The organism is Sphingomonas sp. Leaf208 (assembly GCF_001421415.1).
GTDB lineage: Bacteria > Pseudomonadota > Alphaproteobacteria > Sphingomonadales > Sphingomonadaceae > Sphingomonas.
This window is the reverse complement of sequence record NZ_LMKH01000035.1, coordinates 378,454-404,047: the sequence shown is the minus strand read 5'-3', so window position 1 is coordinate 404,047 and position 25,594 is coordinate 378,454. Positions and strand designations below refer to the sequence as shown.

Here is a 25,594-nt window from a genome sequence, read left to right as displayed (position 1 = left end):
GTGGCATTCAAGCCCTTCTAGGAGGAAGTATCATGCGTAAGTTGGTTGGACTGGCGATTGTAGCCAGCGCTTTGATGGTGTCGGCATGCAACACGGTCGAGGGCGCAGGCAAGGACGTGGCTTCGGCGGGCAAGACCGTCGCGAAGACTGCGGACAACGCCAAGTAAGCCTTTGCGCTTATGATAATGAAACGGGGCCCGGTGCGTATACACCGGGCCCCGTTTTTGTTTCAGCTATGCCGCGTGGTCAGCTTTCGACGATGTCGGTGCCGTCGCCTTCGACCGCCTTGGCCTTCGCCCGGCTACGCTCGGTAAACCAGATCCCAATCAGCGCCAGTTCGTACAGGATCACCAGCGGGATCGCGAGCAGCAGCTGCGAACCGATATCCGGCGGCGTCAACACCGCCGCAATCGCGAATGCCGCGACGATCGCGTAGCGCCGCGCGCCGATCAGTTGCTTGCGCGTGACGATCCCTGCCCGCTCCAACAGCATCAGCAGGACCGGCAACAGGAACGAGATGCCGAAGCCGAACAGGAACTGCATCGTGAACGAGAGGTAGTTGCCGATCGCCGGCAGCGCTTCGCGATGGATCCCGCCGACCATGCCGTCGAAGCCGAGCAGGAAGTGCAGCGCCATCGGGATCGCGACGTAATAGGCCATCGCGGCCCCCGTCAGGAACAGAACTGGCGTGGCGAGGATGAACGGCAGCAGCGCGCCGCGTTCCTTCTTGTACAGGCCGGGCGCGACGAACTGCCACACCTGGTTCGCGATCACGGGGAATGACAGCATCATCGCGGCGAAGAACGCCACCTTGATCTGGACGAAAAACGCTTCGAAAATCTCGGTATAGATGACCTTGTTCTGACCCGCAGCGAGCAGCGGGTGAACCAGGAAGCCGAAGATGTTCTCGGCAAAATACATCGCCACCGCGAACGTCACGACCAGCGCGGCGATGCAGTAGAGCAGCCGCCGCCGGAGCTCGATCAGATGGTCGAGCAACGGCGCCCGGCTTTCGTCGATCTCGCTCATGTCTGGCTTTCGGCGTTATGGAGGATAGTCACGGCCGCTGCGTTCACGATGACGCCACGTCGGACTTGCCGGTCTTGTCGTCGTGATGGGGCGCGGTCGCGGCCGGCGTATCCAGCGGCCCGTCGAACAGGTCCGGACCGCGATCCGCCAATGGCTTATGCTCCTGCTCGGCCGGTACCGGCGAAGCAGGCTCTGAGGCAGCAGCCACTACCGGCTTCTCGACCATCACCGGCTCGTCGGTATGATCGACGGACCGATAGTCACGGCGATGCTCCTCCGTCTCCGGCGAGTGCACCACCTGCGTGGTATCGGCCGTCGAGTCCGTGCCCGTCTGCGGATGCTCGCGCATGATGCGTTCGTTTTCGGACGCCCAGCGCTTTTCCATTTCTTCGAGTTCGGCCTCGCGGACCATCGAATCGAAGCCCGAGCGGAACTGCCGCGCGACGCCTCGCGCCTTGCCGACCCAATAGCCGACCACGCGCATCGCCTTGGGCAAATCCTTCGGACCGATCACGACGAGCGCGACGAAGGCCACGAGCAGAAACTCGGAGGGCGCGATATCGAACATTCAGCCGCGCCTATCTAGTGTCGTCAACTCTGCCGGCTTCAGGCAGGACGGTCGTCGCGGACGCGATTGCCGTCGCGATCGAACGCAGGATCGGCAGTCTTCTGCGCTTCGATCCGGGCCGATGGCTTGGCTGGCGTCTCGTCGTCGTTCTCGGACATGCCCTTCTTGAAGTTCTTAACGCCCTTGGCGACGTCGCCCATCAGGTTCGAGAATCGGCCACCGCCGAGAAGGAGGATCGCGACGACCGCGAGAACGAGCAAGTGAATCGGGCTAAAACCGCCCATGGCAATTCTCCTGGAAACTGAACCCTATCTAAGCCTCATCCTGCCGGTTTGCCAGCCACCTCGCCATCTCCGCTGTCATCTTCGCTATCTTCGAGGCGATCGAAGGCGAGATCGACCGGATCGAGCAGCCCGGCGGCACGCAGATCGTCGATTCCGGGCAGGTCGCGGCGGCTCTGGAGGCCGAAATGGACGAGGAATGCAGGCGTGGTCGCGAACATCAGCGGGCGTCCCGGCACTTCGCGTCGTCCAGAGGGCTTCACCCAGCCCGCTTCCATCAGGACGTCGAGCGTCCCCTTCGAGATTTGCACCCCGCGAACCGCCTCGATTTCCGCGCGGGTGACGGGTTCGTGGTAGGCGATGATCGCCAGCGTCTCGATCCCAGCGCGACTAAGCTTGCGCGGTTCTTCGCGGTCGCGGCGGAGCATGTGCGCCATGTCGGGCGCGGTCTGGAACTGCCAGCGCTCGCCGCGCCGGACGATCGCGATGCCTCGGCCGGCATAGTCAGCCGTCAGCTGATCGAGCGCGGCGCGGACGTCGCCGGTGCCGACATGCGCGCGAATCGCGTCGATCGTCAGCGGGATCTCGGCTGCGAACAGCACCGCCTCGACGGCGCGCGTGAAGTCGTTGGGCGGGGTCACGCGCGGGCTCTCAGATACAGCGGCGCGAAGGGTGACGCCTGGCGCAGTTCGATCTTCCCCTGCCGTGCTAGTTCTAGTGCTGCGACGAAGCTGGACGCGAGCGCCGACCGCCGGAGACGCTCGCCCGCTTCGGGGAGGAAGCTTTCGATCACGCTCCAGTCAATCCGCTCGCCAACCAGCATCGATACGCGCTCCAGCGCCGCCTCCAGCGTCATCACCTCGCGGTCGGCGACGACGTGCATGACCGGCCGCGTCCGCGCGGAAATGCGGCCGTACGCGGCGATCAGGTCGAAGATCTCGGCCTGCCATGCGGCCTTGCGCACCGTTCGCAGTCCCTCGGGCGCGCCGCGCAGGAACACGTCTCGCCCGGTGCGATCGCGCGCCATCAGCCGCGCACCGGCCTCGCGCATCGCGCTCAGGCGTTCGAGCCTCAGTTGGAGCCGCAGCGCGAGTTCCTCCGGGTCGGGCTCGGCGAGTGGATCGCGCGGCAGGAGCAGCGCCGACTTCAGATACGCCAGCCATGCCGCCATCACGAGATAGTCGGCGGCGAGTTCAAGCTTCAGCGCGCGGGCGGAGTCGACATAGGCAAGGTACTGCTCGACCAGCGCTAGGATCGAGATTTTTCGCAGATCGACCTTCTGCCCGCGCGCGAGTGACAGCAGCAGATCGAGCGGGCCCTCCCATCCGTAGAGATCCAGGGTCAGTTGCGCATCGTCCATCGCCGGACGCTACAGCGCACGTCGCCGGGCATCCACCCTCGAAGTTTGACGTTCGACCATATGAACCGTACACGTTTTATATGGTCAAGGTGAATGTGAGGCTTGCATGGGTATCGTGAAGATAGACGACGCGCTGCACGAGGATGCACGGCGGGCGAGTCAGGTGTTGTGCCGGTCGATCAATGCGCAGGCGGAGTTCTGGATGAAGATCGGCATGCTCGCCGAGGCCAACCCGACGCTGTCGTTCAACGATATCGTCACCGCGCAACTCGCCGCGGCCTCGGTCCGCGTCGCCGACAAGACGGCAGCCTGAGATGGTGAAGACGCCGGCCGAACTGGCGCTGATGCGCGTGTCGGGTGCGTTGCTGGCGTCGGTGTTCGAGATGCTCGACGAGCGGGATCTGGCGGGGCTGTCGACGTTGCAGGTCAACGACATGGTCGACCGCTTCATCACCGACGACCTCGCCGCCCGGCCTGCGAGCAAGGGGCAATATGGCTTCGAATATGTCCTGAACAGCTCGATCAACCATGTCGTCTGCCACGGCGTGCCGAACCCGCGCGACGTCATCCACGACGGCGATGTCGTCAATTTGGACATCACGCTGGAGAAGAACGGCTTCATCGCCGATTCGAGCAAGACGTATATGGTGGGTACCGTTCCGCCTGCCGCGAAGCGCCTCGTGCGGATCGCGCAGGAGGCGATGTGGCAGGGCATCCGGCAGGTCCGGGCGGGCGCGCAGCTCGGCGATATCGGCTTCGCGATCGAGCGGCACGCGAAGAAGCACGGCTATGCGGTGGTGCGCGACTATTGCGGGCACGGCATCGGTCGAGAGATGCACGAGGAGCCGCAGGTGCTCAATTTCGGGCGCGCGGGGACGGGCATGACGCTGCGCGAGGGGATGGTGTTCACGATCGAGCCGATGATCAACCAGGGGACGCGCAAGGTGTCGACCGAGGACGACGGGTGGACGGTGGTCACCGACGACGGCAAGCTTTCGGCGCAGTTCGAGCATACGGTGGCGGTGACACGCGGCGGGGTCGAAGTGCTGACGTTGCGAGGGGATGAGCGGGCTCGGGGGTTGGGGTGATTGCGGGGGGATCGCGTTTCGCTCAACCGTATTCCTCCCGCCCCTTAACCGTTCGTGCTGAGTAGCGACTGAGTAGGCTCGCCAGAGCCGTATCGAAGGCGCGTATCGAAGCACAGGTTCCGAGCGCCAACCTGTCCTTCGAAACGCCGCTTCGACAAGCTCAGCAGCTACTCAGGACGAACGGGGCCCCTCCACCAACACCACCCCGGCGAAGGCCGGGGCCCAGTTGGGGAACGGTACTGACTACCGTTACGCTTCGTTACTGCGACCGGGGGGGGGGGGGGGATGATGATGGGCTAGAGTCAGGCCCGCGCCAGCAACGCATCGCGCTTTGCGATCAGTTCTGCAAACTCGCCTTTGCCCGGCCCGACCGACGCCGTCGCCCGATCGAGCCTCGCGCGCGACGCTTCCGAGATTTCGCCAAGCCGCCCGGCGATCTCGACCATCTCGTCCATCCGCGCCCAGCAATCGAGCACCAGGTCGCACCCCGCCGCGATCGCGCCCGCCGCCTTGTCGCCGGCGGTCCCCGACAGCGCCTTCATGTCGATGTCGTCGGTCATCAGCAGGCCGTCGAAGCCAATCCGTCGACGGATAATCTCGTCGATCACGATCGGCGACAGCGTCGCGGGGCGGTCGGCATCCCACGCGTCGAAGACGATGTGCGAGGTCATGCCCATCGGCGCTTGGTTGAGCGTGCGGAACGGTTCGATGTCGATCTCGAGTTCGGCATCGGTGGCGGTAACGGTCGGCAGATGATGGTGCGTGTCCACTCGCGCGCGGCCGTGGCCGGGCATGTGCTTGACGACACCGACCACGCCGCCTTCCGCCAGCCCTTCGAGCGTCGCGCGGCCGAGCGCTGCGACGCGCATCGGGTCGGAGCCGAACGTCCGCGAAGCGACGGCTTCGGTTGTGTCCGGCTGCGACACGTCGAGCAGCGGCAGGCAGTCCACGGTGATGCCGACCTCGCTGAGCATGACGCCGAGGGCCTGCGCATTGGCGCGTGCCGCCTGGATCGCGGTCATCGGTGCGCGTTCATAGGCTGCATCGAATACCGGGCCGACGGGGAATGCGGGCCATTCGGGCGGTCCCATTCGCGCGACGCGGCCACCCTCCTGGTCGATCAGGATCGCGAGGTCGTCGCGTCCGGCCAGCGCGCGGAGCGAGTCCGTCAGCGCACGGACTTGGGTACGGTCGACGATGTTGCGCTTGAACAGGATGTACCCGGCGGGCTCGCACTCGGCGAAGAACGCGCGCTCGGCGGGGGTGAGGACGGGGCCGGACAGGCCGAAGATGACGGGCTTCATGTTTCGTCTTTATCCCAGCACCGCGGAAGGATCATCCTTCAATAATCCTTCGACACGCGGACGTTGGCGCTCTGGCGGCCGAGCGTAGAGATGCTTGACAGCAGCGACAGCCAGCGGGTGACCTGGAACTCGACCTGCGTCGCCGAATAGCCCTGACCGTCGGTAACGATCTCCGCATACAGCCGCCGGGTGACGTATTTGCCGGCGGCGATCGAGGTGCCCTGCCCGGTCTGCGGATCGGCGGGGAGGATGCGGAGGCGATCGAGCCCGGCGGCCCGGCGCACCGCGTTGATCGGGTTGAGGCCGCTGCCACCGCCCTGCAATGCCGCGACCGCCGCCGCAAGCTGGAGAGCTTCGGGCGCGGACAGGTTGGTGATCGAGGTGCCGAACAACAGCCGCGAGAGGAGCTCGTCCTCGGGCAGCGCTGGCGTGCTGGTGAAGCCGATCTCGGGTTTGAGCGCGTAGCCGGTAACGCGGATCGATGCGCTCAGGCCCGTCGAGTCCGCGTTCGCCTCGATATCCAAAGCAGGATTCGCGGGCACCTGCCCGTCGAAGCGGATCACGCCGCGTGCCAACTCGAACTGCCGCCCGGCAAACTCGTAGTCGCCGCGGATCAGCGTCGCGCGGCCGGTGATCGCCGGGTTCTCGGGTTGGCCGGCGATCTGGAGGTTGGCGGACCATTCGCTGGTGAGGCCGAGGCCGCTGACCATCACCTGGTTCGGCGCGCGCGCCTTGATCGCCAGCGTCCAGGGCTTGGTCGGGGTCGCGACTTCCTCGCCGCCGTCGGGCAGGTTGATCTCGCGGATGTTGAGCTGCGGCACGGCGCTGGCGGCGGTGGCCTGGCCGAGGCGGTAGCGGCTCTTGTCGAGTATGACGTCGCCGGCGATCGTGCCGCCCGAGCCGTTCGACTTGAACGTCAGCGGCCCGGAGACGGTCGCGCCGATGTCGTCGCGGTTGATCATCACCGCCTTGTCGGCCTGCAATGCGAGGTCGAGGCCGATCCCGGCGGCGGCGGCGAATTCGAACTGACCGGTGCCGGTGACGCGTCCGCCCTTGCCCGCGTCCGCACCGAACCGGTCGATCACGAGCCGCGAACCGCCGAACCGGCCTGTCGCCTGTACGTTGGTGAGAACGGTGCCGGTGGTCGCGCTTTCGATCCGCGCGCCGTTCGCCTGGACGACGCCGCGCAGGGTCGGGTTGGCGAGCGTGCCGACGACGTCCGCACCGATCGCGACCGGGCCGGAGAGGTCGAACAGTTCGACTCCCGTGAGGCGCCAGAGCGTGTCGGCCGGGCCACTGTAGCGGAGTTGTCCGAACAGGCGGGCGTTGCTGATTCGGGAGGCCAAATCCCCCTGCCCCAGCGGCGCAAGCTGGGCCTGGGCGCGGCCGATGGTCTTGCCAGCCGACGCGATCACCGCGCGCAGGCCGAGCTTGTCGGGGGAGAGCACCGCCGCGACGCCGACGTCGATCGGCCGCGACGAGAGGACGAGACCGGCGCGGCTGAGCCCGCGGATCGTCACGTTCGCCTTGCCGGTCGGGGCCGCACCATTGGCGGTCGCGATCGTGAAGCTTCCCGAGGCGCTGCCGCTGAGACCGAGCCCGGGATAGGCGATGTCGAGGATCGCGAGCGGCATGCGCGTCAGGCTGGCGTCGATCGCGGTGCTGGCGGCAGTGAAGCGGCCGCCGACCTGGGCCTCGCCGCCCGAGAAGCTGAGCTTGGTCGGCGCCAGATGCCAGCCATCTTGTTCCTGGGTCAAAACCGCCGGCGTGAGCAGTTTAAGCGGGCGGCCGTCGAGCGTGCCTTGCGCGGTGATCGCGTAGCTGTTGGCGGTCACCTGCGTAACGCTCTGGATATCGAACGCGCGGCCGCGGGAGCCGGCGATCGATGTCTTGATCGTGCCGACGCCGCCGCGCAGCGACGCGGAACCATTGAACCGGGCGAGGCTGAACGTGCCGCGACGCAGGCCGAGGCCGGTCGCGGTCGCCTCGATCGAGGTTCCGGCGGGATCGAGCAGCGTGACGAAATCGAGCTTGCCCTGGCGGAGCGCGATACCGTCGAGCGTCGCGGCCTTTGCGGCGAGATGGCCTTCGACGCCTTGAATCTGGCCGACCGGGCGGAACAGGAGTTCGCCGGAGATGCCACCGCCGGCAACCGCGAGCGCACCGTTGAACCCGCCATCGACGACCGCGATGTTCCCGGTCGCCTTGGTGCCCGCGACGTTCAGCGCGGCGATGGCGATCGTCGCATCGGCGCCGGGCGGCAACAGGATCGCGCCATTGGTGGTGAACGGCCCGAGCCGCGATCCGCCCACCGCGGTGAACGCGAAACCCTGCGGCGTCGGATCGAGATGCGCGCGGACGTTCGACAGCCCGAGTGACGCGTTCGGGCTGGCGAAGACGAGGTCGAGAGTCGGCTTCTCGATCTGGCCGTCGAGTTTCAGCGTCACCGGGCCGTAAGTCTGCTGGCGCCCGCCGCCCTCGAAATGGAAGGTGCCGTCGCGCCGACGATAGCCGTTGCCGGTCAGCCGGATTTGCGGCGCGGTGAGGACTAGGTTGGTGAAGTGCAGCACGCCGTCGGTGGTGCGTTCGAGGTTGGTAGTGATCCGCGGCAGTCCCCCTGCGAGGCTGCGGAAGAACGCGTTGTCGAGCCGCACCATCTGCGCGCTGCCCTGGCCGATCACCCGCGTGCCCTTGCGGTTCGGGCCGGGGACGACACGCAGGGTCGACTTGACGTCGACGATGCCGAGGCCGGGGATCAGATAGCGCCCGAGCCCGCCGTTGATGCCGACCTCGAACTGGCCGTTGCGGAGGTCGACCGCGAGATTGATGCTGCCGGTGAGCTTGTCCGACCGGAGCTTGAGCGCGTCGCCGGTGAGCAGCGTCGGCGTCACGCGGAGCAGGCCGTCGACCGACAGGTTGCGCAGAATCCCGCCCGCGACAGTGCCAACGCCAGTCACGCGCGCGGCGGTGAAGCGGATGGGGACCGCTACGGGTGCCGCGGACAGGCGGCCCTTGCCAGCGGCGTGGGCGTTCTCGAACCCGGTCTGGTCGAACGCGAAGCGGCTGGCGTCGAGGCGATAGTCGAACGCCGCGGTAGCGAACGGGCCGTCGAGGATCGCGCGCAACTCGACCATGTTGCCGGTCATGTTGGCGAACAGCGCGGGGGGCCGGAGCAGTCGTGCCTTGATCCGCACGTCGCGGTAGGCGTTGGCGGCGAGATCGATGATGCCGGTCGTGTCGACCGCGAGCGCGGGCGTGCGCAGCGAGAGCTGGCCGTCGAGGCGGCGGTTGGCGAACCCGGCGCTGCCGTTGACGAGGATGCGCGGCGCGGTCAGCTTTTGCAGCCGGCCCTTCAGCAGCGACGACGGCGCGAGCGTGCCCGAAAGGGTGTAGCGGCCTGCGACCTGCGCGAGCGCAAGATCGACGACGCGCGTCGTGCCGACGATGCCGTTCGCGCGGCCGTTCCACTTCGCCCAGCTGCCGTCGCCGGTGACCGCGAGCGCGACCGGGCCCTTCGCCTTCACCATCCGCGCGAGCACGCCGCCCGCGGCCCCCTTCGCGGCGACGTCGAGGTCGAAGCGGTCGCGGGCGGGCTCGGCGTCGATCCGGAGCTTCAGGTCGTCGCTGCCGGCGACGCGTGCCTCAAGGTCTACCAGCGCTCGGCCGGAGCGAATGTCCGCGCGGCCTTCGAGCGTCCCGATCCGCTCGGTCCCGAGCACGCGTTTCGCGAGCGTGAGGCGGCCGACCGAGAGCTTGCCGATATGGATGTCGAAGTCGGGCAGGATCGGGCCACGCGTCTTCGACGGGCGCGTGCGCGGGGTGTGCGTCAGGATCGCGCGATCGACGATCAGGCGGCGTATCTCGAGGCGTTTCGAGAACCAATCGAACGGCGACCAGTCGAGCGTGACGTTGGGCGCCTGGAAGACGAGACCCTCAAGATCGTACACGCGGAGATCGGTCAGGCGGGTGTCGCCATACAGCGAGCCGTCGATCCGACCGACGGTAAAGCGCAGGCCGTTGGCGGTCTTGATCGCCGCGATCCGGTCCGCGACGAAACGATGGCCGATGTCGGTGTCGACGATCAGCAACGCGGCGCCGACGATCGCGAGCAGCGCGATAACCGCGCTGACGATCCATCGCCACCAGGCGATTCGGCGCTTTGGGAGGATGACGTCTTCGCTCAAAACGCCTGCCCCAGCGAGACGTAAACGGCGATGCGGCTGTCGCCGGGCTGTGGGTTGATCGGGGTGCCGACGTCGAGGCGAATCGGGCCGAAGTTCGAATAATAGCGCACGCCGATCCCGGTGCCGTATTGCAGCCCGGTGAATTTCGGCAGCGGCGAGGTGTAGATATTGCCCGCGTCGAGGAACGGCACGATCCCGAAGCTGCCGAGGACGCGGACGCGGGCCTCGATCGAGAATTCGGTCAGGCTGCGGCCGCCGATCGGGTCGTTGTTGGGGTCGCGCGGGCCGATCGACTGATAGCCGTAACCGCGCACCGACGCGCCGCCGCCGGCGTAGAAACGCCGTGATGGCGCGACCTGGTCGCGCGGGGCGCCGACTATCGTGCCGAGCCGGGTGCGCGCGGCGAGGACCACCCGGTCGCCGAATGGTTGATACACGCTACCGTCGAACTGGGTGCGGGCATAACCGAATACCGAGCCCTGCAGCGACACTTCGGGGCTGATCCGGCCGCCGAGACGGAAGCCCTTGGTCGGGTTGAGCAGATCGTCCGAGCCGTCGTAATTGAGACTGGTCGGCAGTGCGCCGATGAAGAAGGTGCGGCGCCGTGGAGCGCCGGTCGAGAGGATCACGTCCTGCTCGTCCGAAGCGAGCAGTTCGGCGCCCACGGACCATGTCCAGGTCTTCTGGAAGAAGATGTTGGTCTGGCGCTCCAGCGTGCCGGCTAGCGAGTAGGTCTTCGCGTCATACGCGTTTCGATTGGTATGCGCCGCGGACGCCTGGAGTGTCAGCACCCGGTCGCGCGCCTTGAAATTATTGCGGCGGAAGACGACCGAGCCGAGCTGTTCCTGCGTTCCCAACACGCCGCGCAGTGTCAGCGCGCCTTCGGGCGGGAACAGGTTGCGGTGCGTCCAACTGAGTTCCGCGCGCGCGCCTTCGCCGGTGCCGTAGCCGAGTTCGCCCGCAATGGTATGCGGCGGCGCGCGATCGAGCTTGACGGCGATGTCGACGGTATCGGGCGTCGCGCCCTGCACCGGCTTCAGGTCGACCGCGGACACGAGGCTGGTCTGGATCAGCGCGCGGCGGAGGTCGTCGAGTTTGGCGGCGTCATATAGGTCGCCGGGCGAGAAGCGCGCGATCTCTGCGACATGGTCCGCGCCGAACACGCGATTGCCGGGGAGTGCGACGACTTGCCCGAACTTGCGCGCGCCGCCGGGTTGAACGGACAGGTCGAGCGTCGCGGTGCGGGTGGCGTGGTCGACGACGATCGCCGGATCGCCGACCTTGGCGAACGGAAAGCCTTCGCGGCCGATTTGCGTCGTCAGCTTGGCCTGCCCCGCGACGATCGCATCGGAATTGACCGGGTCTTCGGGCTTGATCCCGAACGCAGTCGTCAGGCCCGGTGCCTTGTCGCCCGCCGCAGCGATGCCGTCGATCGTCACGCCCTTGAATTTGTAGAGCGTGCCGGGGGTGGCGGACAGCACGACCATTGGTTTCGCGCCCGGCTCGACGCGCGTGACGACGCTGGAGTCGTAATAGCCCTCAGCGCGAAGCAGGCTGTTGAGCAGATCGGCATCCTCGCGCGCGCGTCGATCGAGTTGCGCGGCGTTGGCGGCCTGGTGGTCGTTCGCGTCGAGCGTCGAAAGTTGTGCGAACCGCTGTCGCAGCAGCGCGTCGTTGATCCCGTCGATGCCGTCGATCCGCCAAGCGTAGCGGCTTTCAGTATTGGCATCGACCGCGGCGACCGTGGCGGCCGGGTCCATCGGCGACGTGGCGAGATCGGGCCAGGCGACGCCGATATCTGGTAACGCAGCAAGCGGTGAATTGGGGTCGAGCGACATCGGCGTGTCGGCGGTCGGGCTTGCCTGCGTCTGGGTCGGCACGGGCGCGGTTTGTGCGCCTGCGGCACGTATGCCCGCGCAAGGTAGGGCACCCGCTGTCGTCAGAACGAAAAAGGCGGCGGCCGGCCCGGCTCGCCCGACGCGGAACACCATGTCCGGCTCCTAGCCGGGCTTGTCGTTGCGGAACAGTATCTAACGCCGTATTTCCGCCACGTTTCGTCTGGGCGGCGGATCGGATGTGGCGTGTGGCTGGCATCCCATGGCTGCGCGTGGCAGGATATGGCGATGGCCGAACCGACTTCCCGCGACACCCTCCCCCCCCACAAGGACCCGAGCGCTGCGGGCGGGTTCCTCGTCGCGCTGGGGATGCTGGGCGGTGCGGGGGTGGGGTTTGCGATCGGGCAGGCGACGCCGGGGTTTCTGGTTGGGACGGGCGTTGGCGTGCTGGCGGCGGTGCTGGTTTGGTTGAGGGACCGGCGGTAGAGGGCATCGCGCCTCATTTCCGTTCGTCCCGAGTAGCCGTCGAGTAGCTCCAACGGAGCGTATCGAGACGGCGTATCGAAGGACAGTTGGCGCGCGGAACCCATGCTTCGATACGCGCCCTCGATACGCTCCTTGCGGAGCTACTCGGTCTCTACTCAGCACGAACGGGATGTGGCGTGGGGCCCCGTACCATGCTTATTTAGCGACCACCTACCGCTTATCGACTACCGCGCCAGATCTGAAGCGGTGCGCTCGGGTTCAGTCCGCCCTGATGCACGGGGCAGCGGCGGTAGCGGAAGCGACGGTCCAGGCAGATCCAGACCTCGTCGAGCCAGCCCTGCTTCGTCGCGGTAACCCGCATCATGTCAGCCTTCAGGCCGGGGTTCACGCCCGCCATCGCCGTCGCGAACCGGCCCGCCGTCAGCGGTGCTCGCGACAACGCGTTCATGTCCGGATAGCTGAGCTTGCCGTACAGCCCGGCCGACTGGTTGAAATACTTCGCCGGACGATAGCCGGGCATGCAGGTACCGTGCTTGGCCCATTCGTGCTGGAGCAACTGCGCAGACGGCGTCGTGCAGAGATGCGCGCGGATCACCGGAGGCGGCACGAACTCGGCGTCATGACAATATTGCGGCCAGTCCTTGCCGACCCCGTCCGGCCACAGGCCGTGCAGCGTAAAGCCGAACCGGTTCCCCGCGCCGCACTGGAAGGTCGACCCGGTGCGATCACCATTCTCTCGGCAATATTGCGGCGCCCAGGTGATCGCGAGCGTGTAGCTGCCGATCGGGATATCGCGCTTCGGCTGGCTCTCCGACGGCAAGTCCGGGCGGACGCGCTCGACGGACGTGGGAGTCGAGCATTGATAAGCCTGCGCCTGCACGACGCTCGGCAACGCGATCGCGACGGCGGCGAGGGTCAGCCTGGAGATCATGCGACGTTCCCTCTGTCGGTATCCGTGTCGAAATCGGCGTCGTCGTCCTGACCGAACCAGGCTTTGCTGCCGGGCCGGAAGAGGTGGACGGCGGCGGCGACGTAGAGTGCTTCTGCGATGAGCGAGAGGATCGATGCCGCGCCGACAATCGCGCTACCCGTCGCGAGCGTCGCAAGCGCCTGGACGGCGGCCCAGGTCGACAAGGCGGCGAGGATCACGACCACCCATTTCGCGACGACGCTCGGCGCGCGGGCGGTGAAATACCAGAGCAGCACCGTCACCGCGATCCCGATCGCCTGGAACGTCGGCAATATCCACGTCGCCTTGGCGAGTACTGGGTAGGCGGTGACGATCGCCTCGCGCTGCGTCCAGGTCATCGCTGCAACGACCGTATCCAGTATGAACGCCGCCCAATAGAGGCGCTCGTAGCGAACGATGGCAACCGGCCTGATCATGGTCCTACTCCCTGACCTGGCCAGCCGAAGGCCCGCACCGGATCTGGCGGAGCTATTCGACGGTCGCGAAGTCCAGCCCTATATCTGCTGCGGGCGCCGACTGCGTCAAGCGGCCGACCGACACGTAGGTCACGCCAGATTCAGCAATCGCGCGGATGGTGTCGAGGTTGACACCGCCCGATGCCTCGGTGGGGACACGACCGGCAACGAGCGCCACCGCTTCGCGCAACATCGCTGGCGACATATTGTCGAGCAGCAGGTGGGTCGCTCCAGCCTCCAGCGCCGGCTTGATCTGGTCGATGCGGTCGACCTCGACGATGATCTGCGCGATTCCCGCGGCCTTGGCGCGCCGGACCGCCTCGCCAACGCCACCGGCAACCGCGACGTGATTGTCCTTGATCATCGCCGCATCCCAAAGCCCCATGCGGTGGTTCTGCGCACCACCCATCCGGGTCGCGTATTTCTCCAGCACGCGTAGGCCCGGGATCGTCTTGCGCGTGTCGAGCAGGATCGCGCCCGTTCCCTCGATCACGTCGACATACGCGCGTGTCATCGTCGCGATTCCCGACAGATGCTGGACGGTGTTGAGCGCGGATCGCTCTGCCGTCAGCATCGCGCGCCCTGCCCCTTCGAGCCGCATGAGTTCGGTGCCGGCCGTCACCTGCTGCCCATCGCGGACGAGGCGTTCGATCCGCACATCCGGGTCCAGCGCACGGAAGAAGGCTTCGGCAAGATCGAGGCCAGCGACGACGATCGGATCGCGGCTGTCCATGACGCCGGTGAACCGCGCGTCTGCGGGGATGACTGCGGCGGACGTTATGTCGCCGATCGTACCGAGATCCTCGGCCAGCGTCGCCGCGACGAAGGCGTCGATATCGAACGACTCGGGCAATGCTGTCTTCACCTGTCGTCTCCGGATTGTTGGTCGAAAATATGCTCGGCGCGCGGTGCCAAAAAAGAGACGGTCGGAACAGTGACTTCACGGTTCATTCGACTCATCGAATTATTTTCCGGCATAGGAACCATTCGAGACGTCGAGGGTTTGCCGATCACTACCGAGGATATTCTTATGCCCACCACCACGATGGCCGATACCGCACGCCTGCATGCCCTGCTGGACGAAGCCCTTACGCTGGCCGACACGCTGCAGCTGCCGCTTGCTGCCATCCATATCGACCAGGCGCTCGCCCAGTTGAGCGATGTCGACGTCCCGGCGCTCTGAGCGCGCCCTGATCTGAACTATTCCTGATGTGACCGCGCCGGGCTAGAGTAATCCAGCCCGAGCGGCGGCCAATTGAAACGGGCCGTCACTTCGGCCCGAGATCACCCTTCCCCACGCTATTCGATGCCATCGACAGCATGCGGTCGAGGCTCTTCTTCGCCTGGAGCCGGAGCCCCTCCTTGATCTCGATCCGCGGCGCCAGATCGCGTAGCGCAACGTACAGCTTTTCGAGCGTGTTGAGCGCCATGTACGGACAGATGTTGCAGTTGCAGTTCCCGTCGGCGCCCGGCGCGCCGATGAAACGCTTGTTCGGCAGCGCCTTTTCCATCTGATGGATAATGTGTGGCTCGGTCGCGACGATCAGCGTGTCGCCGGGCATCGCGAGCGCATAATCGAGAATGCCGCGCGTCGAGCCGACATAATCCGCGTGGTCGAGAATGATCGGCGGGCACTCGGGATGCGCCACGACGGGCGCACCGGGATGCTGCGCCTTCAGCTTCATCAGCTCGGTCTCGCTGAACGCCTCGTGGACGATGCACACGCCCGGCCACAGCAGCATGTCGCGGCCGGTCTTCCGCGCGAGGTAACCGCCCAGGTTACGGTCGGGGCCGAAGATGATCTTCTGCTCGGGCGGGATCTGCGCGAGGATCGTGTCCGCCGACGACGAGGTGACGATAATGTCCGAGAGTGCCTTCACCTCGGTCGAGCAGTTGATGTAGGTCAGCGCGATGTGATCGGGATGCTTCGCGCGGAAGGCGGCGAACTGCTCGGGCGGGCAGCTGTCCTCGAGGCTACACCCGGCGTCCATGTCTGGGAGCACGACGATCTTGTCGGGCGACAGGATCTTGGCGGTCTCGGCCATGAACCGCACGCCACAGAACGCGATCACGTCGGCATCGGTCGCGGCCGCCTTGCGCGACAGGTCGAGGCTGTCGCCGACGAAATCGGCGAGATCCTGAAGCTCGGGCTTCTGATAATAATGCGCGAGGATGACGGCGTTCTTCTCCTTGCGGAGGCGCTCGATCTCGGCGCGGATGTCGATGCCGGCGAAGTTCTGGTTCAATTCCATGGTCGTATCCCGAGTTTAACGTGCATTCCCTAGCACGTCCTGCAGCGAGCGCGAGGTGTCCCAGCGTTCGGTATTCGCGACCGGCTCGTCGGCGAAGCGCACCGCGACGGTCGCGTCGATCCCGGCAGCCCGCAGCGGCATGGCGAAACTGCGTTCGACCGCACGGCGCGTCGCGTCGCGGGCGAGCTTAATCATCGCGGGCTCGCGCGCTTGGCGGATCAGCTCGATCTGGCCGGCACGGCGGTTGGCGGCGTCAAGGCGCTTTTCGGCATCGGTGAACGTGGTCAGCACGCCGCCCGAACCATATTCGCGCACCGCGTTGAGATCGACCTGCGGGCCATCGGCCTCAACGGCGGGAAGGCGCACGGACAGCATCTTCGAAGTGCCATCCCACGCGACGTCCGACTGGGTGAGCTTGGCCATGTCGACTTCGTACCGGACCATGCCGGGCATGATCAGCGTCTTCTCCGTCGTGAAGCCGAGCTGCGACTGCTTCGAGGTGACGACCGCGACGTAGCGCGCGGCGAACGCGGAGAGCCGGTTCTGCTCGCGCAGTCCTTCGAGGCTGGCGCTGGCGATCGTCGTCGGATCGGGCGTGAGCCGGTCGCTGACGTAGCGCTGCACACCCCAGAGCACGAGCAGCCCTGCGAGGACAAGGATCAAGACGATTCCGACGGCCTTTGCCAGGAACGGGGCCACGCCGCTCTTACGTACGGGTTCGGTCACGCTGTCGTTCGCCATGTCTCGCCTTCCTCGATAACCAGTCCGCGGGCTTGCAGGTCGTACAGATGCGCCAGCACCGATCGTTCGGCGGCGGGCACGAGTTGCGCGCCGAGACCGACATACATGCGCTCGACCATCGCCGGGATCGCCAACGCGCTCTTGCCAAGCAGGCGAAGGATCTGGCCCTCGCGTTGCTTGCGGTGGCCGAGCATGCCGCGGACGAGCCGTTGCGGCTTGTCGATCGCCTCGCCGTGGCCGGGATAATAGATGCGGTCGTCGCGCCCCATCAGCTTTTCGAGGCTAGCCATGTACGCGGTCATATTGCCGTCGGGCGGCGAGACGATCGTCGTCGACCAGCCCATGACGTGATCGCCGGAAAACAACGCCTTCATCTCGGGCAGCGCGAAGGCCAGATGGTTCGAGGTGTGGCCAGGCGTCGCGATCGCCTCCAGCGTCCAGCCTGTGCCGGTGACGGTATCACCCTCCGAAAGAACGCGGTCGGGTTCGTAGGCGGCATCGAACGACGCGTCTGCTCGCGCGCCCATGTCGGCGAGGTCGAACGGTGCAGCGCCTACGATCGGGGCGCCGGTGAGCGACTGGAGCGAACGCGTGGCGGGGCTATGGTCGCGGTGGTGATGCGTGACGACGATCGCCTTGACCGGGCGGCTATCGATCGCGCGCCGCAGCGCCTCGATGTGCCCGGAATCGTCGGGGCCTGGATCGATCACGGCAAGATCGGTCATACCGACGATGTGCGTCTGCGTACCCGTATAGGTATAGGGGGAAGCGTTGGGCGCGAGCACACGAACGACGAGCGGCTCGAGCTGGATCGGGATACCGGTCGGATGCTCAGCCATGGATGCGAAATGGCGGCTCGGCGCGGCGATGGCAAGACCTCGTTAGTCGCGGAGAGCTGTCGGAAACTCTTACAGGCCGACGTCAGGCCAAACCTGAGTTAACTATCGAACGTCGCCAAAACAGCGAACGACGGGTTCTGGCACAGACAGTGCAGATGTCGTCCCGTCACCGAACGCGATCGCGTTCACAGGGTGGATCGACCGCTTTTCCTTCCGGTCTCGCGTCGATCCACCCACCCGGTGCCTCGATCAGTTGGCCTTCTGCGTCTCGAACAACTGCGCCAGCTCGCCGCTCTCGTACATCTCCATCATGATGTCCGAGCCGCCGACGAATTCGCCATCGACGTAAAGCTGCGGGATCGTCGGCCAATCCGAATAGCTCTTGATACCCTGCCGGATGCCCTGATCCTGCAACACGTCGACGCTCTCGAACTCGACCTCGAGGTGGTTGAGGATCGCGATCGCGCGGCTGGAAAAGCCGCACTGCGGGAACAACGGGCTGCCCTTCATGAACAAAACTACCGGGCTGGCTTTTACCAAGGCGTCGATGCGGGCGTTGGAATCGTCGGTCATGTCTTCGGTCCTCAGGAGATTGCGGTCGTAAGCTGTAGTGCGTGCAGGACGCCGCCCATCCGACCGCCGAGCGCGGCATAGACGGCCTGGTGCTGCTTCACCCGGCTCATCCCGGCAAAGCTGGCGGCGGTGACCTTGGCAGCATAATGATCGCCGTCACCCGCGAGATCGGTGATCTCGACCTGGGCATCGGGGATCGCGTCCTTGATCATCGCTTCGATATCGTTGGCAGCCATCGGCATATCAATGCGACTCTAGCAATTGGCGACGTGCCTCGATCATCTGCTGCGCCAGCGCGCGGCGGACGGTAGCTTCGTCATGGTCGAGCCCCGCGGCGGTCAGGTCGCCGACCAGTTTCCGCACGACGTCGTCGTCGCCACCGCCTTCCATGTCGGCATGAACAAGCGCGGTCGCATAGGCGTCCGTCTCTTCAGGGGTCAGCTGCATTTCCTGCGCGGCCCAGCCACCAAGCAGGCGATTTCGGCGGGCCGTTATCCGGAAGGCCATCTCTTCCTCGCGCGCGAAATTCGCCTCGCTGGCGCGTTCGCGGTCGTCGAAAGTGGTCATTGCGGGTCCCCGTTCAGTCTCGTCGTGGGCCCCGAGATAGGTCGCACAACGCCCCCGCGCAACAATCGACGAAAACGTACAAAAACTACTGGAACTATGGTCTGGTTGTAACGATATATAAGTCGATCACGTGACACAGTGCACGGATAGGAGAGTGATATGACGACGCTATCCCAGCCGACATCCGTTTCCGTGGCCAAGACGCGCGCTACACCGCCGGTCGTGCACGGGCTTGCCTACGGAATTTTTGCGTCGATAGCGATGTGGGGCGCGATCGCCACCGTTGCGTACAACGTGTTTTGACCCCCCTGTAGAGGCAGCTGTACTCAGCCGACCTCTACGACGAGTTTCCCGATAGCACCGCGAGCCGCCATCTTCGCGATGGCCTTGCCGCCGTCCTCGAAAGCAAATGTTTCCGTCACGCGCGGCGCGATCTTCCCGGCTTCCCACAAATCGAACAGCGTTTCGATATGCGCCTGGTTCGCCTTCGGATCACGCGCCGCGAACGCCCCCCAGAATACGCCGCACACGTCGCAGCTTTTGAGCAGCGTCAGGTTGAGCGGCAGTTTCGGGATGCCGGCGGGGAAACCGACGACGAGATACTTGCCCTCCCACGCGATGGATCGGAGCGCGGGCTCGGCATAATCGCCGCCGACTGGATCGTAGACGACGTGCGCGCCGTCACGACCGACCGCGGCCTTGAACTGCTCGGCGAGCGCCTTCGATTGGTCCCTGTCGAACGGGGCGCGGGCATAGATCAGCGTTTCGTCCGCACCGGCTGACTTGGCGGCAGCGGCCTTTTCCTCGGACGAGACCGCGGCGACGACCTTCGCGCCGAACGCCTTGCCGAGTTCGATCGCGGCGAGCCCTACCCCGCCGGCCGCCCCGAGTACAAGCAAGGTCTGCCCCGCCTTGATGTGGCCGCGGTCGAGCAGTGCGTGGATCGTCGTGCCGTAGGTGAGGATCAGCGAGGCGCCCTCGGCGAAGCTGCGGCCTTCGGGGAGGCGGTAGAGCTTGGCGGGGTCGGCGATCACCTTCTCGCAGAGGCCGCCGTGACCGAGCATCGCGATCACGCGGTCGCCGACTGCCCAGCCGGTGACGCCTTCGCCGATCGAATCGATCGTTCCGGCGATCTCGCCGCCCGGTGCGAACGGGCGCTGTGGCTTGAACTGGTATTTGTCCTCGATGATCAGGACGTCGGGGAAGTTGATCGCGCAGGCCTTGACTGCGACGACGACCTGTCCGGGGCCGGCTACCAGATCGGGCAGCTCGACCATTTCCAGAGTTTCAGGTCCGCCGACTGCCTTCGACACCAATGCTCGCATACCCGCTCTCCACCGTCGTCCAGGGGCGATTCGATGCGACCGCCTCCTCGAATTTCGAAATCTGGGTATCCCTTGCCAGCGTCAGGCCGACTTCGTCCAGCCCTTCCATGAGGCACTGGCGACGGAATGCGTCGAGTTCGAAGGTGAAGCGGTCCTGGAACGGGGTGGTGACCGTCATCGTCTCGAGATCGACGGTGACGGTCTGGTCTTTGGCGACCTCCAGCAGGCGGTCGATCGCCTCCTGCGGGAGGACGACGGGGACGATGCCGTTCTTGAATGCGTTGCCCGAAAAGATGTCGGAGAAGCTCGGTGCGATCACTGCGGTGATACCCATGTCGGCGAGCGCCCACGCGGCATGCTCGCGACTGGAGCCGCAGCCGAAATTGTCGCCGGCAATGAGGATCGGCGACCCGGCATAGCGCGGGTCGTCGAAGATGTTGCCGGGTTGCGCGCGGACCGTCTCGAACGCACCGCGACCGAGGCCCGTGCGCGTGATCGTCTTCAGCCAGTGTGCCGGGATGATGACGTCGGTGTCGATGTTTTTCGCGCCCCACGGATATGCGCGGCCCGAGACGGTCGTGACGGGGGTCATCGCTGTTCCGTACGCTCCGGAACGACACGCGCCGATGCGACATAGGCCGCGACGCCGCTGAGCATTGCCCCAGCCGCCAGCAATACGAAAACCTTCTTCATGCTTTTTCCCCCATCAACTCTCTGACGTCGCTCAGCTTACCGGTCACCGCCGCCGCCGCCGCCATCGCGGGTGATACCAGATGCGTGCGCGCTCCGGGACCCTGTCTGCCGACGAAATTACGGTTCGACGTGGAAGCGCAACGCTCCCCCGCAGGGACTTTGTCCGGGTTCATCGCGAGGCACATCGAACAGCCCGGCTCGCGCCATTCGAAGCCCGCGGTGATGAAGATACGGTCGAGCCCCTCGGCTTCGGCCTGACGCTTGACGAGGCCCGAGCCGGGGACGACGAGCGCGCGGACACCGGTGGCGACATGGCGACCGTCGGCGATCGCTGCGGCGGCGCGCAGGTCTTCGATACGGCTGTTGGTGCAGCTGCCGATGAAGACGTGCTGGATCGGTACGTCGCGCATCGCCGTGCCGGCGGTGAGGCCCATGTAATCGAGCGATTTCTGCGCGGCGGCCTGCTTGGCGGGATCCGCAAAGCTCGACGGTTCGGGGACGAATCCGGTGATCGGCACGACGTCCTCGGGGCTGGTGCCCCAGGTGAGGCCGGGGGCGATATCGGCGGCGTCGAGCGTGACGGTCTTGTCGTAGCGCGCGCCGGGTTCGGTCGCGAGGCTGCGCCACCATGTCACGGCCTTGTCCCAGTTCTCGCCGGTCGGGGCCATGGGGCGGCCCTTCAGATACGCGAAGGTGGTGTCGTCGGGCGCGATTAGGCCGGCGCGCGCGCCCGCCTCGATCGACATGTTGGCGATCGTCAGGCGACCTTCGATCGACATGTTGCGGATCACGCTGCCGGTGAACTCGATGACATGGCCGGTGCCACCCGCGGCGCCGATCTTGCCGATGATCGCGAGGATGACGTCCTTCGGGCTAACGCCGAAGCCGAGTTCGCCGTCGACGCGGACTTCCATCGTCTTGGCCTGCGACAACAGCAACGTCTGCGTGGCGAGAACGTGCTCGACTTCGCTGGTGCCGATCCCGAACGCCAAAGCGCCGAGCGCACCGTGTGCCGAGGTGTGACTGTCGCCGCAGACCAGCGTGGTGCCGGGCAGCGTGAAACCCTGTTCGGGGCCGACGACGTGGACGATGCCCTGCTCGGCGGCGGTCGCGTCGATATAGTCGATGCCGAACTCGGACGTGTTGCGGCGGAGCGCGTCGAGCTGTTGCGCGCTTTCGGGGTCGGCGATCGGCAGGACGCGGCCGGCGGCGTCTTTCCGCGCGGTGGTCGGGAGGTTGTGATCGGGGACGGCGAGCGTCAGATCGGGGCGGCGGACCTTGCGGCCTGCCACGCGGAGACCTTCGAACGCCTGCGGGCTGGTGACTTCGTGGACGAGGTGGCGGTCGATATAGATCAGGCAGGTGCCGTCGTCGCGGCGTTCGACGACGTGCGCCGCCCAGATCTTTTCGTACAGCGTTTGCGGAGTGGCCATGATGGAGCGCGCGTTAACCGAAAAGGGGTGCTGCGCCAAGGTTGTATGTAATTTTCGGTCGCTGAACCGTGCGCGTGGAGGGCCTGCGGAAAGATTGTCCACCCGCGAAGGCGGGTGCCCAGACTGGGTCCCCGCCTTCGCGGGGACACACGGGCGGTTACCGCGCGGGCATCGCCGCATTGAGAAACGCGACGCTGTCGACCACCACCGGCGCCTTCCCGCGGAACGGTTTCGAGAGTGCCATCGCGACGTTCTCGTGGCTGAGGCCGGGATAGTCGATATGCGTCACCGGCGCCCCAAGCGCCTTTAGTCGCGCGGTAAGGTTGATCGCGTTGTGCGGCTTGACCTGCGTGTCGTCACCCGCCGTAATCAGCAGCATCGGCGGTGCGTCCGGCCGCGCGAAGTGGATCGGCTGGGTCATCACCGGGTCCGCCGCCCCCTGCATCGCGTCGATCGCGCGCTTGGCGGTGAAGGGGTAGAAGTCGTAGGGGCCGCACAGGCCGACCGCGGCCTTGATGACGTGCGGGTCGACGCCTTCCGCCTTCAGCCAGCGCTCGTCGAGCGTCAGCATCGCGACGGTGTAGGCGCCGGCGGAATGCCCCGCGACCGCGATCCGGTTCGGATCGCCGCCGGCCTCTGCGATGTGGTTGCGGGTCCATTTCACCGCTTCGGCGCCGTCCTGGAGGAAGGCGGGGAAGCGAACGTCGGGGACTTTGCGGTAGTCGGGCATGACGACGACGTAACCCGCCTTCGCATAGGCGCGGGCGGCGAACGCATAGGCGCCACGTGAGCCGTGGACCCAGCCGCCGCCGTACCAGAAGATCAGCACCGGCAGGCCGGTCTTGGCGCCGCCGGACGGGCGCCAGACGTCGAGCTTCTGGCCGTGCGTGCCGAACGGGACGCCTTCGCGGATACGGGCGGTGCCGCGTCCGCCGCCCATGATGCCGTCCAGGACGCTGAGGGTACCCGGTCCCGCAGTGAACGCCGCGCCTGCGATCAGGATCACGATCAGCGCTATGACGATCGCGGCGCGGCGCATCAGCGGCGGAGGTCCGCGGTGATCGACCCGCATGTCGCGAGGTCGGCCTCGTGGCTTTCCTCGCGCCATGTCTCGGCGAGCGCGGTCGCTTCCCATTCGCTCATCGCCGGGTGCGCGATGATCCGCCCGACCCAAGCAAGACCTTTCGGACCGACGTCGATCCCGTAGGTCCGCACGCGGAACGCGACCGGCGTATAGAAGGCGTCAACCGCGGTGAAATCGGCGCCGCCGAGCCAGGGGCCACCGAACCGATCGAGTCCCTCGCTCCACAGTTCGGCGATCCGCGCGACATCGCGGTCGAGCGCAGCGCTGCCGGGGGCGGCGTCGACGCGAACGCCAACGTTCATCGTCCGCTCGTTGCGGAGCGCGGAGAACCCGCCATGCATTTCGGCGGTCGCGCAGATCGCCCACGCGCGTGCCTCGGCATCGACCGGCCAGACGCCGTCGTGACGGTCGGCGAGGTAGAGGACGATGCCGAGCGAATCCCACACGGTTCGCGTGCCGTCGATCAGCACCGGCACTTGCCCGGTCGGCGAGAAGGCGCGGAACGCCTCGTAATTGACGGGCGCCAGGAACGGCTCGATCCGGTCCTCGAAGTCGATGCCGAGCGCCTTCATCAAGGCCCAGGGGCGCAGCGACCAGCTCGAGTAATTGCGGTTCGCGGTGACGAGGGTGTAGCCCATCAGGCGGTGTAGCGCGCGGTGGTCTTCGCGGCGATCTCGTCCGCGGTTACGCCCGGCGCCATTTCGACGAGCTTGAACGGGCTGTCGTGATCCGCGCGCTGGAACACGGCGAGATCCGTGACGATCATGTCGACGACGTTCTTGCCGGTCAGCGGCAGCGTGCAGGACGGGATGAACTTGGGGCTTCCGTCCTTGGCGGTGTGATCCATCACGACGATGATCTGCTTGACGCCCGCGACGAGGTCCATCGCGCCGCCCATGCCCTTGATCATCTTGCCGGGGATCATCCAGTTGGCGATGTCGCCGCCTTCGCTGACCTCCATCGCGCCGAGCACCGTCAGGTCGATATGGCCGCCGCGGATCATCGCGAAGCTGTCCGACGAGCTGAAATAGACCGAAGAGGGGAGTTCGCTGATCGTCTGCTTGCCGGCGTTGATCAGGTCGGCGTCCTCCTCGCCCGCATAGGGGAACGGGCCGATCCCGAGCATGCCGTTCTCCGACTGGAGCGTGACGGTCATGCCATCGGGGATGTTGTTCGCGACCAGCGTCGGGATGCCGATGCCGAGATTGACGTAGTACCCGTCCTTCAGTTCCTTAGCGGCGCGCGCGGCCATCTGGTTACGGTCCCAGGGCATCAGTGCATTCCTTCCTGGATGGTGGTGATGGTCGTGAATTGTTCGCGGAGTTCGGTACCGACGCCGTCGACGATCGCCTGCAACGCGGCATCCTCGTCGAGGCCCCAGGTGCCCGCATAGGCGCGCGCGGCGTGGCGGATCGTGTCGGCGAGAAGGTAGCCGAACACGGTCGGATCCTCGAGGATGCCCGCGTCGATCAGCACGTTGCTGCCGGCGCCGTTGGTGATCCAGATCCGCGCGACCTCGACCGATTCGTTGGTGAGTTGCGCGCCCTTGTCGAGTGCGATCGCGTTGGGGTGGTCGGCCATTAGCGTACGCCTCCAGTCGGGGCCCAGCGGACTGCTGGCGGGAATACCTCGTCGCGGCTGCCCTTCAGCGCGGTGCCGTAGACGGGGTTGGGGAGGACGAACCACCCTGCCCCCCATCTGGCCGCGATCGCGGGCGACTGGACCGCGGCGCGGCGCGCGGCGGGGGTCTGGCCGGCGTTGAACAGGTCGCTGAAGTCGCCGAGCTGGTCGCCGCCCATCGCGACGACGCAGTATTTCGCAGCGATCGTCGCGCGGCGGCCGTCCTTCTTCGAGCCCATCGCGTCGTCGCCGGCGAGGAACAGCGTCTCGCCGTGGCGCGCGGGGCCTAGGCCGGCGGCTTCGATCGTGGCCTCAGTCTGCGCGGCGTTGGCGGCGGAACGGTTGGTGTTGAAGATTACCGTGATGCCCATCGCGCGGAGCTGGGTGAGCGCGGCGAGCGCGCCGGGGACGGGCGCGACCTGCTTGGCGCCGGTGCGCTCCCAGTCCTGCCAGCGGGGGTCGGACCATGCTTGGCCGGAAGATGCGTCGTATTCGAAGCCGAGGTTGAGGAGGACGGTCTCGTCGACGTCGAACACGGCGGCTTTTGGCTTGGTGCCGCAGGAGGTCCAGGCGGGGGCGGCTAGCGATGCGCCTTGAGCAAGCACGACGGAGGTTGGCGTGCGTTGCGTACGGACGTAGCCGACGAGCGCGTTCCAGGCCTGGATGCTGACCGCCGCGGCTTCGCCCGAGGCGTAGAGATACTGCATGCCGGCGGGTACGCCGTCGACGGTGACGGGTGCGGAGACAGTCGGCGTCGCTGCGATCGACGTCGGCGCGGAGACACTTACGCACCCCTGCAGCGCGAGTGCCCCTGCGAACGCAGGGGCCCAGGATACCGCCCGCAACGCTCGCGACCCTGGGCTCCTGCGTTCGCAGGAGAACCGGGAGCGTTTGCGATCAACCATCA

Annotated in this window: 31 protein-coding genes; 6 read left to right on the top strand and 25 right to left on the bottom strand. The window is 66.3% G+C overall.

What is annotated here, in order from left to right; genetic code table 11:
• The first annotated feature begins 32 nt into the window (after positions 1–32).
• Entirely contained in the window at positions 33–167 is a 135-nt protein-coding gene (locus ASE69_RS16810; protein WP_056055798.1) for an entericidin A/B family lipoprotein, read from the top strand.
• 79 nt (positions 168–246) lie between these two features.
• On the opposite strand, the gene tatC is transcribed toward ASE69_RS16810, so the two are convergent.
• The 5 genes from tatC to ASE69_RS16785 are packed head-to-tail and all read right to left on the bottom strand — an operon-like array spanning position 247 to position 3,238.
• Positions 247–1,029: a twin-arginine translocase subunit TatC gene (gene tatC, locus ASE69_RS16805; RefSeq protein WP_056489130.1), complete on the bottom strand. Its 783-nt coding sequence runs from the start codon at positions 1,027–1,029 to the stop codon at positions 247–249.
• Positions 1,030–1,072: 43 nt separating this feature from the next.
• Entirely contained in the window at positions 1,073–1,597 is a 525-nt protein-coding gene (gene tatB / locus ASE69_RS21570) for a Sec-independent protein translocase protein TatB (RefSeq protein ID WP_082453188.1), read from the bottom strand.
• Positions 1,598–1,635: 38 nt separating this feature from the next.
• The gene (locus ASE69_RS16795) at positions 1,636–1,881 is read right to left on the bottom strand and encodes a Sec-independent protein translocase subunit TatA (protein ID WP_056055794.1); all 246 of its coding nucleotides are present in this window, start codon (positions 1,879–1,881) and stop codon (positions 1,636–1,638) included.
• 35 nt (positions 1,882–1,916) lie between these two features.
• Positions 1,917–2,519: an SMC-Scp complex subunit ScpB gene (gene scpB / locus ASE69_RS16790; RefSeq protein ID WP_056489128.1), complete on the bottom strand. Its 603-nt coding sequence runs from the start codon at positions 2,517–2,519 to the stop codon at positions 1,917–1,919.
• Complete coding sequence (locus tag ASE69_RS16785; protein ID WP_056489126.1) at positions 2,516–3,238, bottom strand: segregation and condensation protein A; 723 nt, start codon at positions 3,236–3,238, stop codon at positions 2,516–2,518. The genes scpB and ASE69_RS16785 overlap by 4 nt, the downstream gene beginning before the upstream one ends.
• Before the next feature lie 106 nt (positions 3,239–3,344).
• On the opposite strand from ASE69_RS16785, the gene ASE69_RS16780 reads away from it, so the two are divergent.
• Together ASE69_RS16780 and map are read left to right on the top strand one after the other, a co-directional pair.
• Positions 3,345–3,551, top strand: a complete 207-nt coding sequence (locus ASE69_RS16780; protein WP_056055789.1) for a ParD-like family protein — start codon at positions 3,345–3,347, stop codon at positions 3,549–3,551.
• Position 3,552: 1 nt separating this feature from the next.
• Positions 3,553–4,326 carry a type I methionyl aminopeptidase gene (gene map, locus ASE69_RS16775; protein WP_056489124.1) on the top strand — a complete coding sequence of 258 codons (774 nt, stop codon included), beginning with the start codon at positions 3,553–3,555 and terminating at the stop codon, positions 4,324–4,326.
• A 302-nt stretch (positions 4,327–4,628) separates the two neighbouring features.
• Here map and ASE69_RS16770 read toward each other — a convergent pair whose 3' ends face one another.
• Genes ASE69_RS16770 through ASE69_RS16760 form a run of 3 tightly spaced genes read right to left on the bottom strand, consistent with a single transcriptional unit; the run spans position 4,629 to position 11,805 of the window.
• Positions 4,629–5,630 (bottom strand): glycoside hydrolase family 3 N-terminal domain-containing protein, encoded by a 1,002-nt coding sequence (locus ASE69_RS16770; RefSeq protein ID WP_056489121.1) that lies wholly within the window; start codon positions 5,628–5,630, stop codon positions 4,629–4,631.
• Between the two features lie 38 nt (positions 5,631–5,668).
• Positions 5,669–9,814: a translocation/assembly module TamB domain-containing protein gene (locus ASE69_RS16765; protein ID WP_082453187.1), complete on the bottom strand. Its 4,146-nt coding sequence runs from the start codon at positions 9,812–9,814 to the stop codon at positions 5,669–5,671.
• Positions 9,811–11,805 carry an autotransporter assembly complex protein TamA gene (locus ASE69_RS16760; RefSeq protein ID WP_082453186.1) on the bottom strand — a complete coding sequence of 665 codons (1,995 nt, stop codon included), beginning with the start codon at positions 11,803–11,805 and terminating at the stop codon, positions 9,811–9,813. Before ASE69_RS16760 ends, ASE69_RS16765 begins: the two co-directional genes overlap by 4 nt.
• Before the next feature lie 132 nt (positions 11,806–11,937).
• Between ASE69_RS16760 and ASE69_RS16755 the strand changes: the two genes are divergently transcribed.
• Positions 11,938–12,135 (top strand): hypothetical protein, encoded by a 198-nt coding sequence (locus ASE69_RS16755; protein ID WP_056489478.1) that lies wholly within the window; start codon positions 11,938–11,940, stop codon positions 12,133–12,135.
• 217 nt (positions 12,136–12,352) lie between these two features.
• Here ASE69_RS16755 and ASE69_RS16750 read toward each other — a convergent pair whose 3' ends face one another.
• From ASE69_RS16750 to nadC, 3 genes are read right to left on the bottom strand one after another with little or no spacing between them, the layout of a single operon-like run.
• Positions 12,353–13,066 (bottom strand): ribonuclease T2 family protein, encoded by a 714-nt coding sequence (locus ASE69_RS16750; RefSeq protein WP_056489119.1) that lies wholly within the window; start codon positions 13,064–13,066, stop codon positions 12,353–12,355.
• Entirely contained in the window at positions 13,063–13,521 is a 459-nt protein-coding gene (locus ASE69_RS16745) for a hypothetical protein (protein WP_056489116.1), read from the bottom strand. Before ASE69_RS16745 ends, ASE69_RS16750 begins: the two co-directional genes overlap by 4 nt.
• A gap of 52 nt (positions 13,522–13,573) precedes the next feature.
• Positions 13,574–14,425, bottom strand: coding sequence for a carboxylating nicotinate-nucleotide diphosphorylase (gene nadC, locus ASE69_RS16740; RefSeq protein ID WP_056489114.1), 852 nt, complete (start codon positions 14,423–14,425; stop codon positions 13,574–13,576).
• A gap of 165 nt (positions 14,426–14,590) precedes the next feature.
• On the opposite strand from nadC, the gene ASE69_RS22215 reads away from it, so the two are divergent.
• On the top strand, positions 14,591–14,743 hold the full coding sequence (locus ASE69_RS22215) for a hypothetical protein (RefSeq protein WP_156348710.1): 153 nt from the start codon (positions 14,591–14,593) through the stop codon (positions 14,741–14,743).
• An 85-nt stretch (positions 14,744–14,828) separates the two neighbouring features.
• Here ASE69_RS22215 and nadA read toward each other — a convergent pair whose 3' ends face one another.
• The 6 genes from nadA to ASE69_RS16710 all read right to left on the bottom strand — a co-directional run bounded on the left by nadA (position 14,829) and on the right by ASE69_RS16710 (position 18,532).
• Positions 14,829–15,812 carry a quinolinate synthase NadA gene (nadA, locus tag ASE69_RS16735; RefSeq protein ID WP_056489112.1) on the bottom strand — a complete coding sequence of 328 codons (984 nt, stop codon included), beginning with the start codon at positions 15,810–15,812 and terminating at the stop codon, positions 14,829–14,831.
• A gap of 15 nt (positions 15,813–15,827) precedes the next feature.
• Positions 15,828–16,553 (bottom strand): DUF4230 domain-containing protein, encoded by a 726-nt coding sequence (locus ASE69_RS16730; protein ID WP_056489110.1) that lies wholly within the window; start codon positions 16,551–16,553, stop codon positions 15,828–15,830.
• Positions 16,535–17,392, bottom strand: coding sequence for an MBL fold metallo-hydrolase (locus ASE69_RS16725; RefSeq protein WP_056489108.1), 858 nt, complete (start codon positions 17,390–17,392; stop codon positions 16,535–16,537). Before ASE69_RS16725 ends, ASE69_RS16730 begins: the two co-directional genes overlap by 19 nt.
• A 249-nt stretch (positions 17,393–17,641) precedes the next feature.
• On the bottom strand, positions 17,642–17,965 hold the full coding sequence (gene grxD / locus ASE69_RS16720; protein ID WP_056057434.1) for a Grx4 family monothiol glutaredoxin: 324 nt from the start codon (positions 17,963–17,965) through the stop codon (positions 17,642–17,644).
• Positions 17,966–17,976: 11 nt separating this feature from the next.
• Positions 17,977–18,207, bottom strand: coding sequence for a BolA/IbaG family iron-sulfur metabolism protein (locus tag ASE69_RS16715; RefSeq protein WP_056489106.1), 231 nt, complete (start codon positions 18,205–18,207; stop codon positions 17,977–17,979).
• Position 18,208: 1 nt separating this feature from the next.
• Positions 18,209–18,532: a DUF1476 domain-containing protein gene (locus tag ASE69_RS16710; protein WP_056489104.1), complete on the bottom strand. Its 324-nt coding sequence runs from the start codon at positions 18,530–18,532 to the stop codon at positions 18,209–18,211.
• A gap of 159 nt (positions 18,533–18,691) precedes the next feature.
• Between ASE69_RS16710 and ASE69_RS22210 the strand changes: the two genes are divergently transcribed.
• The gene (locus ASE69_RS22210) at positions 18,692–18,835 is read left to right on the top strand and encodes a hypothetical protein (protein ID WP_156362377.1); all 144 of its coding nucleotides are present in this window, start codon (positions 18,692–18,694) and stop codon (positions 18,833–18,835) included.
• Between the two features lie 23 nt (positions 18,836–18,858).
• Here ASE69_RS22210 and ASE69_RS16705 read toward each other — a convergent pair whose 3' ends face one another.
• The 8 genes from ASE69_RS16705 to ASE69_RS16670 form a co-directional block, all read right to left on the bottom strand.
• Entirely contained in the window at positions 18,859–19,857 is a 999-nt protein-coding gene (locus tag ASE69_RS16705; protein WP_200924189.1) for an NADPH:quinone oxidoreductase family protein, read from the bottom strand.
• A complete protein-coding gene (leuD, locus tag ASE69_RS16700) occupies positions 19,820–20,449 on the bottom strand; it encodes a 3-isopropylmalate dehydratase small subunit (protein ID WP_056489099.1) in 630 nt (209 codons plus the stop codon). Before leuD ends, ASE69_RS16705 begins: the two co-directional genes overlap by 38 nt.
• 97 nt (positions 20,450–20,546) lie before the next feature.
• Positions 20,547–21,983 (bottom strand): 3-isopropylmalate dehydratase large subunit, encoded by a 1,437-nt coding sequence (gene leuC, locus ASE69_RS16695; protein ID WP_414883300.1) that lies wholly within the window; start codon positions 21,981–21,983, stop codon positions 20,547–20,549.
• A 157-nt stretch (positions 21,984–22,140) separates the two neighbouring features.
• Complete coding sequence (locus ASE69_RS16690) at positions 22,141–23,055, bottom strand: alpha/beta hydrolase (RefSeq protein WP_235518902.1); 915 nt, start codon at positions 23,053–23,055, stop codon at positions 22,141–22,143.
• Positions 23,022–23,705, bottom strand: a complete 684-nt coding sequence (locus ASE69_RS16685; RefSeq protein ID WP_056489096.1) for a glutathione S-transferase family protein — start codon at positions 23,703–23,705, stop codon at positions 23,022–23,024. The genes ASE69_RS16690 and ASE69_RS16685 overlap by 34 nt, the downstream gene beginning before the upstream one ends.
• Positions 23,705–24,340, bottom strand: coding sequence for a 3-oxoacid CoA-transferase subunit B (locus ASE69_RS16680; protein WP_056489094.1), 636 nt, complete (start codon positions 24,338–24,340; stop codon positions 23,705–23,707). The genes ASE69_RS16685 and ASE69_RS16680 overlap by 1 nt, the downstream gene beginning before the upstream one ends.
• The gene (locus ASE69_RS16675; RefSeq protein ID WP_056489092.1) at positions 24,340–24,648 is read right to left on the bottom strand and encodes a DUF5076 domain-containing protein; all 309 of its coding nucleotides are present in this window, start codon (positions 24,646–24,648) and stop codon (positions 24,340–24,342) included. The genes ASE69_RS16680 and ASE69_RS16675 overlap by 1 nt, the downstream gene beginning before the upstream one ends.
• A complete protein-coding gene (locus ASE69_RS16670) occupies positions 24,648–25,532 on the bottom strand; it encodes a 5'-nucleotidase, lipoprotein e(P4) family (RefSeq protein WP_056489091.1) in 885 nt (294 codons plus the stop codon). Before ASE69_RS16670 ends, ASE69_RS16675 begins: the two co-directional genes overlap by 1 nt.
• Positions 25,533–25,594 lie beyond the last annotated feature (62 nt).

Bases quoted from the DNA above. Each gene is read 5' to 3' on its own strand.
- ASE69_RS16810 (WP_056055798.1), top strand. From the start codon at position 33: ATGCGTAAGTTGGTTGGACTGGCGATTGTAGCCAGCGCTTTGATGGTG.
- tatC (WP_056489130.1), bottom strand. From the start codon at position 1,029: ATGAGCGAGATCGACGAAAGCCGGGCGCCGTTGCTCGACCATCTGATC.
- tatB (WP_082453188.1), bottom strand. From the start codon at position 1,597: ATGTTCGATATCGCGCCCTCCGAGTTTCTGCTCGTGGCCTTCGTCGCG.
- ASE69_RS16795 (WP_056055794.1), bottom strand. From the start codon at position 1,881: ATGGGCGGTTTTAGCCCGATTCACTTGCTCGTTCTCGCGGTCGTCGCG.
- ASE69_RS16785 (WP_056489126.1), bottom strand. From the start codon at position 3,238: ATGGACGATGCGCAACTGACCCTGGATCTCTACGGATGGGAGGGCCCG.
- ASE69_RS16780 (WP_056055789.1), top strand. From the start codon at position 3,345: ATGGGTATCGTGAAGATAGACGACGCGCTGCACGAGGATGCACGGCGG.
- map (WP_056489124.1), top strand. From the start codon at position 3,553: ATGGTGAAGACGCCGGCCGAACTGGCGCTGATGCGCGTGTCGGGTGCG.
- ASE69_RS16770 (WP_056489121.1), bottom strand. From the start codon at position 5,630: ATGAAGCCCGTCATCTTCGGCCTGTCCGGCCCCGTCCTCACCCCCGCC.
- ASE69_RS16760 (WP_082453186.1), bottom strand. From the start codon at position 11,805: ATGGTGTTCCGCGTCGGGCGAGCCGGGCCGGCCGCCGCCTTTTTCGTT.
- ASE69_RS16755 (WP_056489478.1), top strand. From the start codon at position 11,938: ATGGCCGAACCGACTTCCCGCGACACCCTCCCCCCCCACAAGGACCCG.
- ASE69_RS16750 (WP_056489119.1), bottom strand. From the start codon at position 13,066: ATGATCTCCAGGCTGACCCTCGCCGCCGTCGCGATCGCGTTGCCGAGC.
- ASE69_RS16745 (WP_056489116.1), bottom strand. From the start codon at position 13,521: ATGATCAGGCCGGTTGCCATCGTTCGCTACGAGCGCCTCTATTGGGCG.
- ASE69_RS22215 (WP_156348710.1), top strand. From the start codon at position 14,591: ATGCCCACCACCACGATGGCCGATACCGCACGCCTGCATGCCCTGCTG.
- nadA (WP_056489112.1), bottom strand. From the start codon at position 15,812: ATGGAATTGAACCAGAACTTCGCCGGCATCGACATCCGCGCCGAGATC.
- ASE69_RS16730 (WP_056489110.1), bottom strand. From the start codon at position 16,553: ATGGCGAACGACAGCGTGACCGAACCCGTACGTAAGAGCGGCGTGGCC.
- ASE69_RS16725 (WP_056489108.1), bottom strand. From the start codon at position 17,392: ATGGCTGAGCATCCGACCGGTATCCCGATCCAGCTCGAGCCGCTCGTC.
- grxD (WP_056057434.1), bottom strand. From the start codon at position 17,965: ATGACCGACGATTCCAACGCCCGCATCGACGCCTTGGTAAAAGCCAGC.
- ASE69_RS16715 (WP_056489106.1), bottom strand. From the start codon at position 18,207: ATGCCGATGGCTGCCAACGATATCGAAGCGATGATCAAGGACGCGATC.
- ASE69_RS16710 (WP_056489104.1), bottom strand. From the start codon at position 18,532: ATGACCACTTTCGACGACCGCGAACGCGCCAGCGAGGCGAATTTCGCG.
- ASE69_RS22210 (WP_156362377.1), top strand. From the start codon at position 18,692: ATGACGACGCTATCCCAGCCGACATCCGTTTCCGTGGCCAAGACGCGC.
- ASE69_RS16705 (WP_200924189.1), bottom strand. From the start codon at position 19,857: ATGCGAGCATTGGTGTCGAAGGCAGTCGGCGGACCTGAAACTCTGGAA.
- leuD (WP_056489099.1), bottom strand. From the start codon at position 20,449: ATGACCCCCGTCACGACCGTCTCGGGCCGCGCATATCCGTGGGGCGCG.
- leuC (WP_414883300.1), bottom strand. From the start codon at position 21,983: ATGGCCACTCCGCAAACGCTGTACGAAAAGATCTGGGCGGCGCACGTC.
- ASE69_RS16690 (WP_235518902.1), bottom strand. From the start codon at position 23,055: ATGCGGGTCGATCACCGCGGACCTCCGCCGCTGATGCGCCGCGCCGCG.
- ASE69_RS16685 (WP_056489096.1), bottom strand. From the start codon at position 23,705: ATGGGCTACACCCTCGTCACCGCGAACCGCAATTACTCGAGCTGGTCG.
- ASE69_RS16680 (WP_056489094.1), bottom strand. From the start codon at position 24,340: ATGCCCTGGGACCGTAACCAGATGGCCGCGCGCGCCGCTAAGGAACTG.
- ASE69_RS16675 (WP_056489092.1), bottom strand. From the start codon at position 24,648: ATGGCCGACCACCCCAACGCGATCGCACTCGACAAGGGCGCGCAACTC.